The following is a 16,688-nucleotide window of genomic DNA, read 5'->3' as shown; positions in this document are numbered from 1 at the left end:
CGGCGTGCTGGATGTCCCGGTCAAGCCGGGGCATGACAGCGGCGTGATCTCGTAGGGTGGGCAAAGGCGCAACGCTCCGTGCCCGCCATTTCTTACGATGAGCAGGATGGTGGGCACGCTTCGCTTTGCCCACCCTACGGCACCGCCTTCTTTGCTATAGTTCGACTCAAGCCTCAGCAAACCGGCGGTCGACCAATGCAATCTCCCCCCTCCATCGCCACAAAATCCTTCACCGACGCCAGCCTCGCCGTCGCCCGGCTCGAGGAGATCTACGAGCGCAATACAAAATTCCTGCGCGACCGGTTCGAGGCTTACGTCAATGGCGAAGCCGTCACGACACGGGTGCGGGCCTATTATCCCTTCGTCCGCGTCACCACCGCGACGCATGCGCGGCTGGATTCGCGTCTCGCTTACGGCTTCGTCGCCGGACCCGGCGTGCACGAGACCAGCGTGACGCGGCCGGACCTGTTTCGCGCGTACCTGATCGAGCAGATCGGCCTTCTGATCCAAAACCACGGCGTGCCCGTCGAGATCGGCGAATCCGCCGAGCCGATCCCGATCCATTTCGCCTATCGCCGCGACATCAATATCGAAGCCGCCATCACCACCAGCGAGAATTCCACCGTCACGCGATCGCTGCGCGATGCGTTCGACGTGCCCGATCTCGCCACTATGGACGATTCCATCGCTGACGGCACCTTCGAGCTCCAGCCTGGTGCGCCCGAGCCGCTCTCGCTGTTCCGCGCGGCGCGCGTCGATTACTCGCTGCGCCGGCTCTATCACTACACCGGCACCGATCCCGAGCATTTCCAGAACTTTGTCATTTTCACCAACTACCAGTTCTATGTCGATGCCTTCGCGCAGCTCTGCCAGCAGCGGCTTCAGTCGGGTGAGGCTGGCCTCGACTCCTTCGTCGCGCCCGGCAATGTGATCATGCAGAATGGCGGCGCGACCAGCGGGACGGCGCCCGTGCGCGCGCCGCAGATGCCTGCCTTCCATCTTGTCACGCCGGGCTATCGCGGCATCAGCCTGATCAACATCGGCACCGGCCCGTCCAACGCGCGCAACGTCACCGACCATGTCGCGGTGCTGCGGCCGCACGCCTGGCTGATGCTCGGCCATTGCGCGGGCCTGCGCAACACGCAGCGTCTCGGTGACTACGTGCTCGCGCATGGTTATGTGCGTGAGGACCATGTGCTCGACCGCGAGCTGCCGCTCTGGGTGCCGATCCCGGCGCTGGCCGAGATGCAGGTCGCACTCGAACAAGCCGTCGAGGATGTCACCGGGCTTGAGGGGTTCGAGCTCAAGCGCTTGATGCGCACCGGCACAGTAGCGAGTGTCGATAACCGCAATTGGGAGATCTCCGGGCCCGCCGTGATCCGCCGTATGTCGCAATCGCGCGCGGTGGCGCTCGACATGGAATCGGCCGCGATCGCTGCCAACGGCTATCGCTTCCGCGTTCCCTACGGCACGCTGCTCTGCGTCTCCGACAAGCCGCTGCATGGCGAGATCAAGCTCGCCGGCATGGCCAGCGAATTCTACCGTCGCCGCGTCGGCCAGCATCTCGAGATCGGCCTGAAGGCGCTGGAGCGGCTGAAGCAGCAGGAATCCGAGCGGCTGCACTCGCGAAAACTCCGCAGCTTCGCCGAAGTCGCGTTCCAGTAAGGACAACAGACCTGCCGTACGAACGCTGACGTCTCCGTGAGCACAGCGTCCTGGAATATCGCCGCTACGACAGGGTTATCACTTCGTCCGGGGCCGCTCGAAACAGGACAGGAGACCGAGATGCTCACGACGATGATCAGGCTCGTCGCGCTGGGTACGTTTGCGGCAGCCGTGTTGAACGCGCCGGCGCTGGCCGCCGGCGGGGGCGGGGGTGGTGGAGGCGGCGGTGGCACCGATCCCTATGCCGGCGCCTATTCAGCTCAGAAACCGCAACCGACCTATCCGAAGCGCCCGGGCAGCAGGGCAACGCAGAAGGGCAAGAAGCCGAACAACCAGTCCAGCATCGGCGATCCCGCATTCGCGGCCGGCTATCGCGTCGCCTATGACACGATCTACGAGCGCAACGACTATGCGGCCGCGATCGCGCAATTGAAGTCGCTCGGCCATGACGACCATCCGAACGTCGCCAACCTCATCGGCTACTCCTATCGCAAGCTCGGCGATTACGAGCAGTCGCAGGTCTGGTACCAGCGCGCGCTCAAGGCTGATCCGAACCACGTGCTGACCTGGCAGTACTATGGACTCTGGCAGCTCGAGCAGGGCAATCGCGAGCAGGCGATGTATCATCTGAGCCGGATTGCCGCCATTTGCGGGACGGCTTGCGAGGAGTACAAATCCCTGGCTGCGGCACTGGAGAAGCCGACCGGCACGGCACTCGTCTACTGAACGCGCGGAGTGGGTTGGCTGCGAAGCGCAACCCGCTCCAGGCATGGTGACAAGTCGTCAAAATTTCAGCATTGTCCGGCGCGGGGCGCGACCGGGACGACTTGATGCCACTGATGCGCGACAAAATCATCGGCCATGATCTCGAACGGCTGGCCTTTCGCTTCACGATGATGCGTGATGACGAGGTCGTGCAGTGCCAGATCTCTGATGCCGCGATGGACGAGCTCGCGGGCATGCAAGGTACCGAAAGCAGCGCGCGCCAGGCGCAGTTCCTGTCGCTGCGCGAGACCATCGAGCGCATCGCCTCGGACATTTACGACGAGGCGCCGCGGGTGCAGGGCTATGTGGTGCGGATTTTCATGCGGCATTTGGGGAGGTGATGTCGCCGCGAGCAAAAATCCCTCTCCGTCATCCTGAGGTGCGAGACACGTGGCGCAACACGCCGCGTGGAGAGCCTCGAAGGATGAACGGCCGAGATGCAGCCGGGCCGTCGTCCTTCGAGGCTCCCCTTGCGATGCAAGGGGAGCACCTCAGGATGACGGTACGTGGAGCGTGATTGCTGCCAGCACAGCAGGCTCACTCCTCCAGCTTCCTCAACAACAACCTCAGCGCCGTCGCCGCGAACACCTGCATGTTGGCGAACCGGTCGTTGCCACCTGTCTCCAGCGTCATCACCTCGGCCGTGGGCCCTGCGACCGCCATGCAGCTGTGGCCGGCGGCGTCACCGTAGCGGTTGCCGGTGGGGCCGGCTGCGCCGGTCTCGGAGAGGCCCCAGTCGGAGTTAAAGCGGCTGCGCATCCGTTCGGCGAGCAGTGTTGCGTAAGGCTCCGATGAGGAACGAAAGCCCTTCATTCCTTCGTCCGAAATATCCATCAGCACGCGCCTGGCATCGCGGGTATAGACCACGGCGCCACCGAGGAAATAGGCGGAGGCGCCGGGCACCGCGAGCAGGCTGGCCGCGATCAGGCCGCCGGCGGAGGATTCGGCGATAGCAATGGTCTGTTTGCGCGCGATCAGTTTGGCCGCGACCTGTTCCGCAATGCCGACGAGCTCTTTCATCCCTTTGACCCCTTATGCCTTCGCAATTGAGCCCAGCCTTCCTAGCATATGACAGAAGCCTTGGCCGAGTTGCGGGCGACGGGCAGGCCTGCTTGAATGGCGGACAGAGCAAGACGAGACGAGGAAACGCGAAGGAGACGTCATGGCGTCCCTGATCGCCGGCGGGGTGGATTGCGATGTGCATCCAGCCGTGCCGCATCTGACCAGCCTACTGCCGTACCTGAGCGACTATTGGCGCGATCAGGTGACGACGCGCGGCATGGTCGATCTCGTCTCGCAATCCTACCCGAAGAACTCGCCGATCGTGGCGCGCCCTGACTGGCGTCCCGAGACTGGCAAGCCGGGCGAAAGCCTCGAGGACATGCAGCGCCATGTGCTCGATCCCTTCCAGCTCAAGCTTGCCATCTGCAATCCGCTTTACGGCGTGCAGATGGTGTTTTCCGAGGACATGCAGGCCGCCTTCTGCCGCGCGCTGAACGACTGGCTCGTCAAGGAGTGGCTCGATCGCGATTCGCGGCTGCGCGGCTCGATCGTGATCCCGACGCAGAGCGTCGAGAAATCAGTCGCCGAGATCGAGCGCTGCGCGCCGGACAAGCGCTTCGTACAGGTGCTGATGCTCGTGATGGGCGACACCCCGCTCGGCAAGCGCGCGCTGTGGCCGATCTACGAGGCCGCGGAACGGCTGGAACTTGCCGTCGGCATCCATGCCGGTTCCGCCTATCACAATCCGCCGACCTCGGTCGGCTGGGGTTCCTATCACATCGAGGATTATGTCGGTCAGGCCCAGGCGTTCCAGACCCAGCTCACCAGCCTGATCGTCGAGGGCGTGTTCGCAAAGTATCCGCGGCTGAAAATGGTGATGCTGGAATCCGGCGTCTCCTGGATCGCGCCTTATCTCTGGCGCCTGCACAAGTTCTGGCGCGGGGTGCGGATGGAGACGCCCTGGGTCGATCGCGCGCCGCTGGAGATTGTGCGCAGCAACATCCGCTTCTCTTTACAGCCTTTTGATGCGCCGCCGGAGCCTGAGACATTAATTCGCCTGTTTGATCATATGCAGTCCGGCGAATTGGTCCTATTCTCCACGGACTATCCGCACTGGCAGTTCGATGGCCAGGACGCGCTGCCCGAGGGTCTGTCCCCCGATCTCGTGCGCAAGATCATGATCGACAATCCGCATGCAACCTATCCCCGCCTGACGTGAGCCGCTGCCAAAGGAGGCAAGGCGATGAATATCCAGTTCCGCGAGAACCAAGAAGCCGCTTCCCCCCTGACGACGAAAAGCGCGATCGCGGATTGCGACATCCATCCGGCCCGCGCCACCCGCACCGAGCTTTACCCGTATCTCGCCAAACGCTGGCAGCATCATCTCGAAATCTATGGCGTCCATGCCTATCAGGGCATGATGGAAGGCCCGCCCTATCCGAAAGCCCAGCCCAACGCCTCGCGCCGCGATGCCTATCCGCCGGAAGGCGGGCCGCAGGGCTCCTCGCTCTCCTTCATGCAGGAGCAATTGCTCGATCCCAACAATGTGCAGCTGGGCGTGCTCAATCCGCTCAACACCGGGCAGGGCATCCGCAATCACGAGCTTTCGGCCGCGCTGTGCTCGGCGATCAACGACTGGCAGATCGACAAATGGACCAGCAAGGACAAGCGACTGAAGGCGTCGATCGTCGTCGGCAATGAGGACGGCCTGTCGGCCGCCGCGGAAATCCGCGAGCGTGCCGGCGACAAGAATTTCGTGCAGGTTCTCTTACTCAGTCGCAACGTCGAGCCGCTCGGCCAGCGCCGCTATTGGCCGATCTACCAGGCCGCGGAAGAGGCCGGCCTTCCTGTCGGCGTGCACGCCTTCGGCTTCGGCGGCAACCCGATCACGCCGTCGGGCTGGCCGTCCTATTACATCGAGGAGATGGTGGGGCACTCGCAGTGCCAGCAATCGGCGCTGGCGAGCCTCGTGCTGGAAGGCGTGTTCGAACGCTTCCCCAAGCTGAAGATGGTGATGATCGAGGCCGGCTTCGGCTGGGCGCCGTCGCTGGCGTGGCGGCTCGACAAGGCCTGGCAGCGGCTGCGCAGTGAGGTGCCGCATGTGAAGCGGCCGCCGTCCGAATATATCCGCGAGCAGGTGTGGTGGACGACGCAGCCGATGGAGGATCCGGAGCGGCGCGAGGATCTGTTCGATGTCATCAAATGGATCGGTTGGGACCGGCTCTTGTTCGCGACTGACTATCCGCATTGGGATTATGACGAGCCGTCGCGCGTCTTGCCGGCAGGCGTGAGCGAAGCCAACCGCGAGGCGTTCTATCTCGGCAATGCCAAGAAGTTGTACGGGATTAATTGATGGCGCGGCATGTGATCGCCGCGGTCGATGAGCTTCCGCCCGGCACACGAAAATTTCTGGAGATCGACGGCCGGCCGATCGCGGTCTTCAACATCAAGGGCGAATATTTCGGCCTGATGAACCGGTGCCCGCATCAGGGCGCGGCGCTGTGCGAGGGTCCGCTGATCGGCCTCGCGCAGTCGAGCAATCCCGGCGAGATCGAATACACCAAGCTCGGCGAGATCATCCGCTGCCCCTGGCACGGCTGGGAGTTCGATATCCGCACCGGCCAGTCCTATTGCGACCCCCGCCGCTTCCGCGTGAAAGCGTATTCGGCCCATGTCGAGCCCGGCGCGAGCGTGGTGAAGGGGCCGTATGTCGCCGAGACGATTCCGGTGAAGGTCGAGAGCGACTACGTGGTGGTGGAGCTGTAAGCGGCACCGACGGTGCGCCCCCTCGCCCCGTTCTTACGGGGAGAGGGTTGGGGGGAGGGGCTTCCCTCCACACGAGCGGTCGTCGAGAGACCTGTACCCCTCACCCGGATCGCAAGAGCGATCCGACCTCTCCCCGCAAGCGGGGAGAGGTGAAGACAGACCATCAATGCCCCGCAACCGGCTCCACCACCGGATCATATGTAGGCACCGTCTTGCCGCCGCCGCGATAGACGATCAGCGCGGCGATGATGCCGAGCACAGCCGCGAACATCAGCCAGGCGCCCGGCGCGGCCTTGTTGCCGGTCTGCTCGATCAGCCAGGTCGAGGCGAACGGCGTGAAGGTGCCAAACAGCGCGGCGGCGAGCGCGAAGGCCAGCGAGAAGCAGGTGGTGCGCACATGCGCCGGCACGATCTCGACCAGCGCGCCGAGCATGGTGCCGCTGTACATGCCGAAATAGAACGAGAACATCATCTCGACCGCGAGCAACTTGCCGAAGGTCGGCGCGGCCACCAGCCAGCTCAGCGCCGGATAGGCGGTGAGGAGCGAGAGGCTCGCGATGGCGAGCAGCACTGGCTTGCGGCCGATGCGGTCGGACAATGCGCCGCCGACCGGATTCCAGATGAAGTTGGTGACGGCGACGAGCAGCGTCACCAGCAGCGCATCCTGCGTCGACAGCTTCAGCACGGTCTTGCCGAAGGTCGGCGTGTAGACGGTGACGAAATAGAACGTCGTCGTGGTCAGGATCGCGATCATCATGCCGAGGATGACGATGCGCCAATTGGCGAGCGCGGAGGCGAACACCTCGCTCGCGGTCGGGTGCTTCTTCATCGCGAGGAACGCCGGCGTCTCTTCCAGCGTCCGCCGCAGGAAGAAGATCAAGGGAATGATCAGGCAGCCGACGAAGAAGGGAATGCGCCAGCCCCAGGACGCGACGGTATCGGCCGGCATCAGCTCGGAGAGGATGTAGCCGAGGATCGAGGCGACGAAGATCGCGACCTGCTGGCTCGACGACTGGAACGAAGTGTAGAAGCCGCGATTGCCTGGGGTCGAGATCTCCGCGAGATACACCGACACGCCGCCGAGCTCGACGCCGGCGGAAAAGCCCTGCAATAGGCGACCGATCAGCACGATGACAGGTGCTGCGATGCCGATGGTCGCATAGCTCGGGCAGAACGCAATCACGACGGTGCCGATGGCCATGATGCCGAGCGTGACGATCAGGCCCTGACGGCGGCCGATGCGGTCGATGTAGGCGCCAAGCACGATCGCCCCGACGGGCCGCATCAACGCGCCGAGCCAGAACACGCCAAATGTGTTGAGCAGCGAGGCGGTCTCGTTGGTCGAGGGGAAGAACGCCTTGCCGATCGCGGCGGCATAGAAGCCGAACAGGAAGAAGTCGAACTGCTCGAGGAAATTGCCGCTAGTGGCGCGCAGGATCGCGCCGATGCGCGACTTGATTGCGGGCGGGTTGGTTGCTGGTCCAGCCATGGCGTTGCTCCCCTTCAAGACGGTGGCCGGACCGGAACTCATTTCACGGCAAGGCGACAGATTGATGCTGCGACAATCTGTCTTACCCCTTCCCGCGCGGGGCGCTGCGAGTCAATTGAATTTGCCGCGGAAGCTGATGATTTTTCAGGCCTTATTTTGCGTTGCAGCGACCAGCCATTGGCGAAAGGCGGCGAGCTTCGGTGCCTCGCGCCGGCCCTGCGGCGAGACCAGGTAGAAGCCGGCATCGGCCGGCAGCGCAATCCTGAACGGCACCACGAGCCGACCCTTGGCAATGTCATCCTGGACGTAGCTGGTTCGCCCCATCGCCACGCCCATGCCGTCGATCGCCGCCTGCACGGTCATGAAGGTCATGTCGAAGGTGAGGCCGGGCTGCTGCGAAATGTTGGTCGGCAGGCCTGCCGCCGTCAGCCATAGCCGCCAGTCGTCGGTGTTGTTGGTGGTGTGGAGCAGCACATGGTCCTTGAGATCCTCAACCACGTGCAGCGCCCGGTCGCCGCGCAGCAGTGATGGGCTGCACACCGGAAACAGCTCGTCCGCCATCAGCCAGTCCGCGCGCAGGCCCGGCCATTGGCCGCGGCCATAGCGGATCGCGGCATCGACATTGTCGCGCTGGAAGTCGACGAGGCTCGTCGATGTCGTGATCCGGACGTCGATGCCAGGGTGCTGCTCCTGGAAATCGGTCAGCCGCGGCAGCAACCATTTGGCGGCGAGCGAGGCCAGCGTCGAGACCGTCAGCACCTTGTCGTCGTCCTTGCGCAGCAGGCGGTCGGTGGCGAGGCGCAGGTCGTTGAAGGCGGCGCGGACGCCCGGGAGGTAATCGCGGGCCTCCGGCGTCAGCGCCAGCGCGCGGTTCTGCCGGATGAACAGGCGGATGCCGAGCTCCTCCTCGAGCCTGCGGATCTGATGGCTGATCGCGGTCTGGGTCACGTTCAGCTCCGACGCCGCCAGCGTGAAGCTGAGATGGCGCGCGGCGGCCTCGAAGGCCCGCAATCCGTTCAGCGAGGGCAATCTGGCAGTCATCTGGCAGCAGGATGCATGACGTTATTTCATGCGAAAAGGTACAAATTGTCGTTTGTCGCAGCGCACCGGGAGGCAGATGTTAGGGGTCAAGTTAGCTCAAGGAGCTGAACATGTCCACGTTGACCCACAATTCGATGACAAATCATCATGCACCCGGGCTGATCCAGCAGATCGGCGAGACGCTGCACGTCTGGCACGAGCGCTACCGGACCCGGCGCGAGCTCACCAACTGGACCGCCCGCGATCTCCACGATGTCGGGCTGTCGTGGTCGGACATTGCCTACGAGGCTGAGAAACCCTTCTGGCGGGCCTGATTGGCCGCCGGGCCGGCGCCGCCTAATCAGGGGCGCCGGCGGTCCCTTTCGCCTTTGGTCCCTTTGGGGGCATGTGTCATGAGCACCCTTCGCCTGGAAGACCTGAAGCAATATTCGGACACGCTGCGCACGCGCAACGGCGAGGTGGTCAACGTTCGCTTCGTCGAGCCGCGCGACACCGAGGAGCTTCAGCACTATTTCCGCTCGCTCACGACTGGCTCCCGCTACAACCGCTTCTTCGGCGCGATCAGCGAATTGCCGAAGGGCCTGCTGAGCGAATTCCTCGACGTTGGAGCGCGCGAACGATTCACCGTGGTCGCGACCAAGATGGTCGACGGTTTCGAGACCATTGTCGCCGAGGCCCGCTACGCCTTCCATGCCGAGACCTCGACGCTCGAGTTCGGGCTGTCGGTCGATGACCACTGGCAGGGCCACGGCATCGCCACGGCGCTGATGAACAATCTCGGATGCCGCGCCGCTGCGCTCGGCGCCGAGCACATGTTCGGCGACACGCTGCGCTCCAACGAGAGCATGATCTCGCTCGCGCGCAAAGCCGGCTTCGCCTTCGTCAACCATCCCGACGACTGGAAGCTGGTACGCTTCGACAAGGAGATCAACGTTGCGCCAAAGGACATTCCCTGTGCGAGCTGGCGCCTCGCAGCTCTTTCCCGTCAGGCCGATAGCCCCTCAGCCTCGGCCTGACATCACTCCGAGCCCGGCCTGGCCAAGCCAGCGCCGGGCATTTTTTTGTCCTTACGCAGCGCCGTCATTCGGTGAAATCGGTCGAGGTCGCGACCGAGCGCCATCCCGCCAGCTCCCGCGCCACGAAAGTGTTCTTGGCCTCGATCCGCTCCACGGTGTCGCTGCCGAGCGGCAGCCGCAGCGGCGGGTTCTTCGCATCGACCAGCTTCAGGAAGGCCTGCGCCAGCTTGCGCGGGTCGCCGCGCTGGCCGCCATTGACGTCGGCCGCATGCGCGCGGGTCCTGCCGACGCTCTCGTGATAATCGTCGATCACCTGCACGGTGCGCGACAGCGAGCTGTCGTGGAGGAAGTCGGTGCGGAAGAAGCCCGGCTCGACCACGGTGACCTTGATGCCGAGCGGTGCGACTTCGCCCGCCAGCGCTTCGCTGATGCCTTCGACCGCGAACTTGGTCGCGCCATAGACGCCCCAGCCGGGATAGCCGGCGTAGCCGCCGACCGACGAGATGTTGATGACGTGGCCCGAGCGCTGGCGGCGCATATGCGGCAGCACCGCGCGGGTGACGCCGAGCAGGCCGAACACGTTCGTGCCGAACAGCTTTTGCGTTTCCGCGTCGCTGGCTTCCTCGATCGCGCCGAGCAGGCCGTAGCCGGCATTGTTGACGAGGATGTCGATGCGGCCGAACTTCTTCACGGCCTGGCCGGCGGCCTCATGCGCCTCGGCCTCGCTGGTGACGTCGAGCCGGGTCGCGAGCAGCCGCTCGTGGCTGCCGAGCCGGGCGGTGACGGTCGACGGATCGCGGGCGGTCGCGACCACGGCATCGCCGGCCTTCAAGGCTGCTTCTGCGATCAACGCGCCAAATCCGCGGGATGCTCCTGTGATGAACCAGACGCGCATGGTGTTGCCCTTTCCATTTGGGCCCGGCGATTGCCGAAGCCGATGGGCAAGGTGTAGCGGCTCGCCATAGCTGAGATAATCCGCTATATATTTGGTAATCTGTTGAGAAAAATTCATTAATGCGGATCGACCCGTCCGACCTCGCGACCTTCCTCGCCATCGCCCGCCACCGCAGTTTTCGCGCGGCGGCGACCGAGCTCGGCGTCACGCCATCGGCGCTGTCGCACGGCTTGCGCAATATCGAGGAGCGCCTCGGCCTGCGGCTCGTCAACCGCACCACCCGCAGCGTCGCGCTCACTGAGGTCGGCGAGCGCCTGTTCGCCCGCATCACGCCGGCCTTCCGCGATATCGACGACGCGCTGGAAGACCTCAACAATTTCCGCGGCAAGCCCGCCGGGACGCTGCGCTTTACCGCCGCGCGCCAGTCGGCGCAGCTCGTGCTGCTGCCGATCGTGACGCGCTTCCTGAATGAATTCCCCGACGTCAGCGTCGAGATCGTCATCAACGATGCCCTGATCGACATGGTCGCGGCCGGCTTCGATGCCGGCGTGCGTTTTGGTGAGACCATTGCCGCCGACATGATCGCGGTGCCGATCGGCCCGCGGCACCGTTTTGCGGTTGTCGGCGCGCCCGCCTTCTTCAAATCGCGCAAGGCGCCAAGCACGCCGCACGACCTGAAGGGCCTGCCCTGTATCCGCTACCGCTTCACGTCAGGTGCCCTCTATCACTGGGAGTTCGAGCGCGGCGGCATCGAGCTCGCCATCGACGTGACCGGCCCGCTCACGATGAACGACCAGGACCTGATGGTCGATGCCGCGCTCGATGGCATCGGCCTCGCCTACGTCTTCGAGCAGCAGGTCGAAGGGCTGCTGGCCAAGCGCAAGCTGGTGCGCGTGCTCGCCGACTGGTGCCCGGCCTATCCCGGCTTCTTCCTGTACTACCCCAGCCGCCGCCAATTGCCGGCCGCGTTGCGGGCGTTCGTGGATTTTGCGCAGGCGCCTGCCAAGTAGCCGCGTCTCGCATCCCGTCATCCTGAGGTGCGAGGCATGGGACGCAACGCGTCCCATGAGGGGCCTCGAAGGATGAACGGCCCGGCTGCTCGTGACACGCCACTCGCAGCCACAGCCGGGCCGTCGCCCTTCGAGGGCCGCGAAGGGGCGGCCACCCCGAGCGACAACGGCTCCGCCGTTGCGCGGGGGGACGGGAAAAGATGCTCGAATTTGTCGCTACTTCCCCGTGAACACCGCTTTCCGCTTCTCGATGAAGGCCTGCACCGCCTCCTTGTGATCGGCGGTCGTGGTCAGGCGGATCAGCCGTTCGGCCTCGTGATCCCTGGCGGTCTCGAAGTCGAACAGCAGGGCTTCGTCGAGATTATCCTTCATGTAGCGCAGCGCGAGGCGCGGGCCTTCGGCGAGCGATTTGGCCAGCGCGAAAGCTTCGGCCTGCAGCTTGTCGTCGGGCACGACGCGGTTGACGAGGCCGATTGTCTCGGCGCGCGCGGCATCGACGCGGTCGCCGGTGAACATCAATTCGCGCGCCCGCGCGGTGCCGACGAGGCGCGTGAGCAGCCAGGCGATGCCGTAATCGCCTGACAGCGCAACGCGCGCATAGCCGGTGGCGACGAAGGCCGATTCCGCGGCGATGCGGATGTCGCAGGCCATGGCGATGGCGAGCCCGGCGCCGACCGCGGGGCCGGGCAGGGCGGCGATGGTCGGCTTGCGCACCGACACCAGCGCGCCGGTGAGCAGCCGCTGCCGCTCCTGGAGATCGGCGACCTTGTCGTCGAACGACATTTCGAGCTTCTTCGGGTCGCGATGCGCGCCCATGCCCTTGACGTTGCCGCCGGCGCAGAACGCCTCGCCCGCGCCGGTGAGCAGCAGCGCGCCGACATCAGGGCTTTCGCCACAGGTCCGGATCATCGTGCGCAGCGCCGGCGTCAGCGTGTCCGACAGCGAATTGCGCGCATCCGGCCGGTTCAGCGTGATTACGGCGACGCGGTCGCGGATAACGCAGAGGAGTTCATTGGTGCCGGTGTCGATGGTGGTTTCGCTGCTCATTGTTCCTCCCTGCTCTCGTAGGGTGGGCAAAGCGAAGCGTGCCCACCATTGGTTCTTGGGTTCGAGATCGTGGGCACGGCGTGTTGCGCCTTTGCCCACCCTACGGCAGCTTCTTCAAAACTTCTCCACCCAGGGCCGCAGCTCGATCTCCCAGCTCCAGGCGCTGCGCGGTTGCTGCAGCACGCTCCAATAGCTCTCCGCGATCGCATCGGGATCGAGCAGCGAATCCGGCTTGTCGGCCGGCTCGGCGTGCGCTGCACTCCTGATGCCGCCGTCGATGACGAAATGCGCGATGTGGATGCCCTGCGGCGACAATTCGCGCGCCATGCTCTGCGCGAGGCCGCGCAGCGCGAACTTGCCCATCGCGAACGGCGCCGACTGCGCATAACCCTTGACGCTGGCGGACGCGCCCGTGAACAGGATCGCGCCGTGCTTGTTCGGCAGCATGCGTTTTGCCGCCTGCTGCGCCACCAGGAAGCCGCCATAGGCGCTGACCGCGATCGCGTTCGCGACCTCGGCCGGCACGAGGTCGACGAACGGACCGCGCGAGCGGCCAGAGGCATTGTAGACGACGAGGTCGGGCGTGCCGATCTCGCGTTCGACGAGGCCAAACAGGCGCTCGACCTCGTCGGGCTCGGTCGCGTTGCAGGCATAGGCCTTCGCGCCGGTCTCGGTGCAGAGCGCGCCGAGCTTCTCGACCTTGCGCGCGGCCAGCGCGACGCGAATGCCTTGCGCGGAGAGCAGGCGCGCCAGCGAGGCGCTCAAGCCTTCGCCGGCACCGACGATGAGGGCGATCTTGTATTTCGGATGTTCCATGGGTTGATCTCTCGGAGACGGGGTGCCGCTGATCTATGCATGGTCCACGCGGACAACCAGCCGGGTCAATCACAATTCCGCAGAGCGAATTGCTCCTTCACGGCGATCATGCCTCCCTGACATATTGCGGCTTTATCCGCCTTTGCGATGGGAGCATGATCGACATCATCCAAAGCGGCAAGCGATAAGAATTGCCGCCGGGCGGAAACGAAGAGGACGATCATGCACAAGCCGGTCACAGCGCAGCCGAAACATGTCGCGGCCGAGCCATCGGGCCTGCTGGCGCCCGATACCACGGGCATGAATTTCTACCGTGCCGATCCTGCCTTGACTGATCTCTTGCGCATCCATTTGCCCGACAATCTATTTCGCCACATCGAGCCGCATCTCGATCGCCTCGGCGAGCTCGCCGGCGGCCATCTCGACGAATGCGCGCGGCTCGCCGACCGGCACACGCCGGTGCTGCATCAGCGCGACAAGTTCGGCCGCGACGTGCAGTGGATCGAATATCACCCGGCCTACCGCGAGCTGGAGAACGCCGCGTTCGGCGAGTTCGGCATCCACGCGCTCTCGATCGCTAAGGGCATCATGGGCTGGCCGGACAAATATCCTGTCGTCGCAAAACACGCCTTCACCTTCCTTTTCAACCAGACCGAATTCGGCATGGGCTGCCCGATCAACGTCACCGACGGCTGCGCCAAGTTGCTCGCCAATTTCGGTGACGATGCGCTGAAAGCGAAATATCTGGACGGCCTGACCTCGACCGATATGAGCAAGCTGACGCAGGGCGGCCAGTTCATGACCGAGAAGGAGGGCGGCTCCGACGTCGGCACGCTGACCACGCGTGCGGTGCAGGAGGGCGACCATTGGCGGCTCTATGGCGAGAAATGGTTCTGCTCGAATGCCGACGCCAAGGTCGTGATGCTGCTGGCGCGCCCGGAAGGCGCGGGCCCCGGCACGCGCGGCGTCGGCCTGTTCCTGATGCCGCGCTTCCTCGACGACGGCTCGCAGAACCACTACCGGATCGTGCGCCTGAAGGACAAGCTCGGCACCCGTTCGATGGCCTCGGGGGAGATCAAGCTCGAAGGCGCGATCGCCTATGCCGTCGGCAAGCTCGACCGCGGTTTCGTACAGATGGCCGAGATGGTGAACTCGTCGCGGCTCTCCAACGGTGTGAAGTCCACCGCGTTGATGCGCCGCGCCTATCATGACGCCATGACGGTGGCGAAGAACCGCGTGGTGTTCGGCAACCGCATCATCGACCTGCCGCTGGGACGGCGGCAGATGCTGAAGATCATGCTGCCGGTCGAGCAGGCGCTGTCGATGAGCTTTCTCACCGCTGACGCGCTCGACCGCGCGGAAGCCGGCAGCCAGGATGCGGCGGCGCTGCTGCGCATCCTGACACCGACATTGAAATTCCGCGCGACGCGCGATGCGCGAAAGGTCTGCGGCGATGCGCTCGAGATGCGCGGCGGCATCGGCTATATCGAGGAGTTCGCCACGCCGCGCCTGTTGCGCGATGCGCATCTCGGCTCGGTCTGGGAGGGGACCGGCAACATCGTCGCCATCGATGCGCTCCGTCGCGCGGTTGGCCGTCACGGTGCCGAATCGGCGCTCGCCGCGGATCTGCACGCGCGGCTCGATGATAGCGCCTCCGTGCCGCGGGCCTGGCGCGACAATTTGCGCGGGCTCACTGATCGTGCGGTCGGCTTCGCGCGCGAGGTCGCGGGCAAGTCGGAGAACGAGGCCGATGCGCGGCGCGCCACCAGCCTGCTCTATCATGTCGCAAGCGCGGTCGCGCTCGCCTGGGAGGCGCACCGCATCCACGCAATGCGCGGCGATGCACGCCGGCTGCTGCTGTCGCGCCTCGTCATCGACCATCGCGTGACGCCAAGCGATCCGTTCCGGCTGACGGAAAATGCGACGCAAGCGAAGATCGCGGCGCTGCTGCTCGGTGACCGCTCAGCCGGCATGAGTGAGGTTGGCGAACTGGTTCTGGCGGCGTAGGCTGCACGCCACGATCAAACAAAAAACGCGATAGGGAGTGCTCGATGAAGGCCGCCGTCCTCTATGAAGTCAACAAGCCTCTGGTGATCGAGGATGTCAGCCTGCCGAAACCCGGTCCGCGCGAGGTCCTGATCCGCACCGCGGTCGCCGGCCTCTGCCACTCCGACCTGCACTTCATGGAAGGCCTCTATCCGCATCCGCTGCCCGCGGTGCTCGGGCACGAGTCCGCCGGCATCGTCGAGCAGGTCGGCTCCGACGTCACCTACGTGAAGCCGGGCGATCACGTCGTCACGTGCCTGTCAGTGTTCTGCGGTACCTGCGACAATTGCACCACGGGCCGCACCGTGCTCTGCACCGACACCACGGTGAAGATGCTGCCGGGCGCGTCCAACCGGATGCAGTGGAACAGGGCGGAGAAGCTGAACCAGTTCCTCAATCTCTCGTCCTTCGCCGAGCAGATGCTGGTGCACGAGAACGCGATCGTCAAAATCAGGAAGGAAATGCCGCTCGATCTCGCCGCGCTGATCGGCTGCGGCGTCATCACCGGCTACGGCGCGGTGGTGAACACGGCGAAGGTGACGGCCGGCGAGACCGTGGCCGTGATCGGCTGCGGCGGCGTCGGCATGGCCGCGATCAACGGCGCGCAGATCGCCGGTGCTGGCCGCATCATCGCCATCGACACCAATCCGGCAAAGCTCCAGCTCGCGACCAAGCTCGGCGCCACCGACATCATCAATCCCGCCGACGGCGACGTCGTGAAGCAGGTGCGCGACCTCACCAATGGCGGCGTGCAACACTCCTTCGAGGTGCTCGGCCGCAAGGAAACCGCCGAGCAGGCCTTCGGCATGCTCGCTTCGGGCGGCACCGCCACCATCGTCGGCATGATCCCGTTCGGCCAGAAGATCGAGCTGCACGGCTTTGACTTCTTGCGCGAGCGCCGGATCCAGGGCTCCTCGATGGGTTCCAACCATTTCCGCGTCGACATGCCACGCCTGGTCGATTTCTATTTGCGCGGCCGGCTGCACCTCGAGGACTGGATCTCCGCCAAGCTGAAGCTCTCCGAGATCAACGAGGGCTTTGCCAACATGAAAGCGGGCAAGACGCTGCGTAGCGTGATCATGTTTGATAACTGAGCAACGGGCATTGTTCGTAGCCCGGATGGAGCGAAG

At 64.7% G+C, this 16,688-nt stretch carries 17 protein-coding genes; 11 read left to right on the top strand and 6 right to left on the bottom strand.

Annotation, left to right across the window (positions count from 1 at the left end; all coding sequences use genetic code 11):
• The first annotated feature begins 195 nt into the window (after window positions 1–195).
• From WN72_RS44130 to WN72_RS44120, 3 genes are all read left to right on the top strand, one after another.
• Window positions 196–1,665, top strand: coding sequence for an AMP nucleosidase (locus tag WN72_RS44130; protein WP_092219700.1), 1,470 nt, complete (start codon window positions 196–198; stop codon window positions 1,663–1,665).
• 120 nt (window positions 1,666–1,785) lie between these two features.
• Window positions 1,786–2,391 carry a tetratricopeptide repeat protein gene (locus WN72_RS44125; RefSeq protein ID WP_092219698.1) on the top strand — a complete coding sequence of 202 codons (606 nt, stop codon included), beginning with the start codon at window positions 1,786–1,788 and terminating at the stop codon, window positions 2,389–2,391.
• 104 nt (window positions 2,392–2,495) lie between these two features.
• A complete protein-coding gene (locus tag WN72_RS44120) occupies window positions 2,496–2,771 on the top strand; it encodes a DUF1488 family protein (protein WP_027562042.1) in 276 nt (91 codons plus the stop codon).
• Window positions 2,772–2,967: 196 nt separating this feature from the next.
• On the opposite strand, the gene WN72_RS44115 is transcribed toward WN72_RS44120, so the two are convergent.
• Window positions 2,968–3,450 carry a CinA family protein gene (locus WN72_RS44115; RefSeq protein WP_092219696.1) on the bottom strand — a complete coding sequence of 161 codons (483 nt, stop codon included), beginning with the start codon at window positions 3,448–3,450 and terminating at the stop codon, window positions 2,968–2,970.
• A gap of 142 nt (window positions 3,451–3,592) precedes the next feature.
• Between WN72_RS44115 and WN72_RS44110 the strand changes: the two genes are divergently transcribed.
• From WN72_RS44110 to WN72_RS44100, 3 genes are read left to right on the top strand one after another with little or no spacing between them, the layout of a single operon-like run.
• Entirely contained in the window at window positions 3,593–4,651 is a 1,059-nt protein-coding gene (locus tag WN72_RS44110) for an amidohydrolase family protein (protein WP_092219694.1), read from the top strand.
• 24 nt (window positions 4,652–4,675) lie between these two features.
• Window positions 4,676–5,785, top strand: a complete 1,110-nt coding sequence (locus WN72_RS44105; protein ID WP_092219691.1) for an amidohydrolase family protein — start codon at window positions 4,676–4,678, stop codon at window positions 5,783–5,785.
• Window positions 5,785–6,198, top strand: coding sequence for a Rieske (2Fe-2S) protein (locus tag WN72_RS44100; protein WP_092219689.1), 414 nt, complete (start codon window positions 5,785–5,787; stop codon window positions 6,196–6,198). The genes WN72_RS44105 and WN72_RS44100 overlap by 1 nt, the downstream gene beginning before the upstream one ends.
• Window positions 6,199–6,361: 163 nt before the next feature.
• Here WN72_RS44100 and tcuC read toward each other — a convergent pair whose 3' ends face one another.
• Window positions 6,362–7,687, bottom strand: a complete 1,326-nt coding sequence (tcuC, locus tag WN72_RS44095; RefSeq protein WP_027562047.1) for an MFS transporter — start codon at window positions 7,685–7,687, stop codon at window positions 6,362–6,364.
• 144 nt (window positions 7,688–7,831) lie between these two features.
• Window positions 7,832–8,728 (bottom strand): transcriptional regulator GcvA, encoded by an 897-nt coding sequence (locus WN72_RS44090; RefSeq protein WP_092219687.1) that lies wholly within the window; start codon window positions 8,726–8,728, stop codon window positions 7,832–7,834.
• Window positions 8,729–8,838: 110 nt separating this feature from the next.
• Here WN72_RS44090 and WN72_RS44085 point away from each other — a divergent pair, with 110 nt between their 5' ends.
• A complete protein-coding gene (locus WN72_RS44085; RefSeq protein ID WP_027562049.1) occupies window positions 8,839–9,042 on the top strand; it encodes a DUF1127 domain-containing protein in 204 nt (67 codons plus the stop codon).
• A 78-nt stretch (window positions 9,043–9,120) separates the two neighbouring features.
• Window positions 9,121–9,744: a GNAT family N-acetyltransferase gene (locus WN72_RS44080; RefSeq protein WP_092219685.1), complete on the top strand. Its 624-nt coding sequence runs from the start codon at window positions 9,121–9,123 to the stop codon at window positions 9,742–9,744.
• A 64-nt stretch (window positions 9,745–9,808) separates the two neighbouring features.
• Here the strand turns inward: WN72_RS44080 and WN72_RS44075 are convergent, their stop codons facing one another.
• Window positions 9,809–10,639: an oxidoreductase gene (locus WN72_RS44075; protein ID WP_092219683.1), complete on the bottom strand. Its 831-nt coding sequence runs from the start codon at window positions 10,637–10,639 to the stop codon at window positions 9,809–9,811.
• Between the two features lie 119 nt (window positions 10,640–10,758).
• Here WN72_RS44075 and WN72_RS44070 point away from each other — a divergent pair, with 119 nt between their 5' ends.
• Entirely contained in the window at window positions 10,759–11,649 is an 891-nt protein-coding gene (locus WN72_RS44070; RefSeq protein ID WP_092219681.1) for a LysR family transcriptional regulator, read from the top strand.
• Window positions 11,650–11,865: 216 nt separating this feature from the next.
• Here the strand turns inward: WN72_RS44070 and WN72_RS44065 are convergent, their stop codons facing one another.
• Both WN72_RS44065 and WN72_RS44060 read right to left on the bottom strand, forming a co-directional pair.
• On the bottom strand, window positions 11,866–12,696 hold the full coding sequence (locus WN72_RS44065) for an enoyl-CoA hydratase (protein ID WP_092219679.1): 831 nt from the start codon (window positions 12,694–12,696) through the stop codon (window positions 11,866–11,868).
• Between the two features lie 114 nt (window positions 12,697–12,810).
• Window positions 12,811–13,512 (bottom strand): SDR family NAD(P)-dependent oxidoreductase, encoded by a 702-nt coding sequence (locus tag WN72_RS44060; RefSeq protein WP_027562054.1) that lies wholly within the window; start codon window positions 13,510–13,512, stop codon window positions 12,811–12,813.
• Window positions 13,513–13,734: 222 nt separating this feature from the next.
• Between WN72_RS44060 and WN72_RS44055 the strand changes: the two genes are divergently transcribed.
• Entirely contained in the window at window positions 13,735–15,519 is a 1,785-nt protein-coding gene (locus tag WN72_RS44055) for an acyl-CoA dehydrogenase family protein (protein WP_092219677.1), read from the top strand.
• A gap of 44 nt (window positions 15,520–15,563) precedes the next feature.
• Window positions 15,564–16,652: a Zn-dependent alcohol dehydrogenase gene (locus WN72_RS44050; protein ID WP_092219675.1), complete on the top strand. Its 1,089-nt coding sequence runs from the start codon at window positions 15,564–15,566 to the stop codon at window positions 16,650–16,652.
• Window positions 16,653–16,688: the final 36 nt, after the last annotated feature.

Source organism: Bradyrhizobium arachidis (assembly GCF_015291705.1).
GTDB classification, from domain to species: Bacteria; Pseudomonadota; Alphaproteobacteria; order Rhizobiales; family Xanthobacteraceae; genus Bradyrhizobium; species Bradyrhizobium arachidis.
This window is presented reverse-complemented; position numbering and strand designations above follow the sequence as displayed.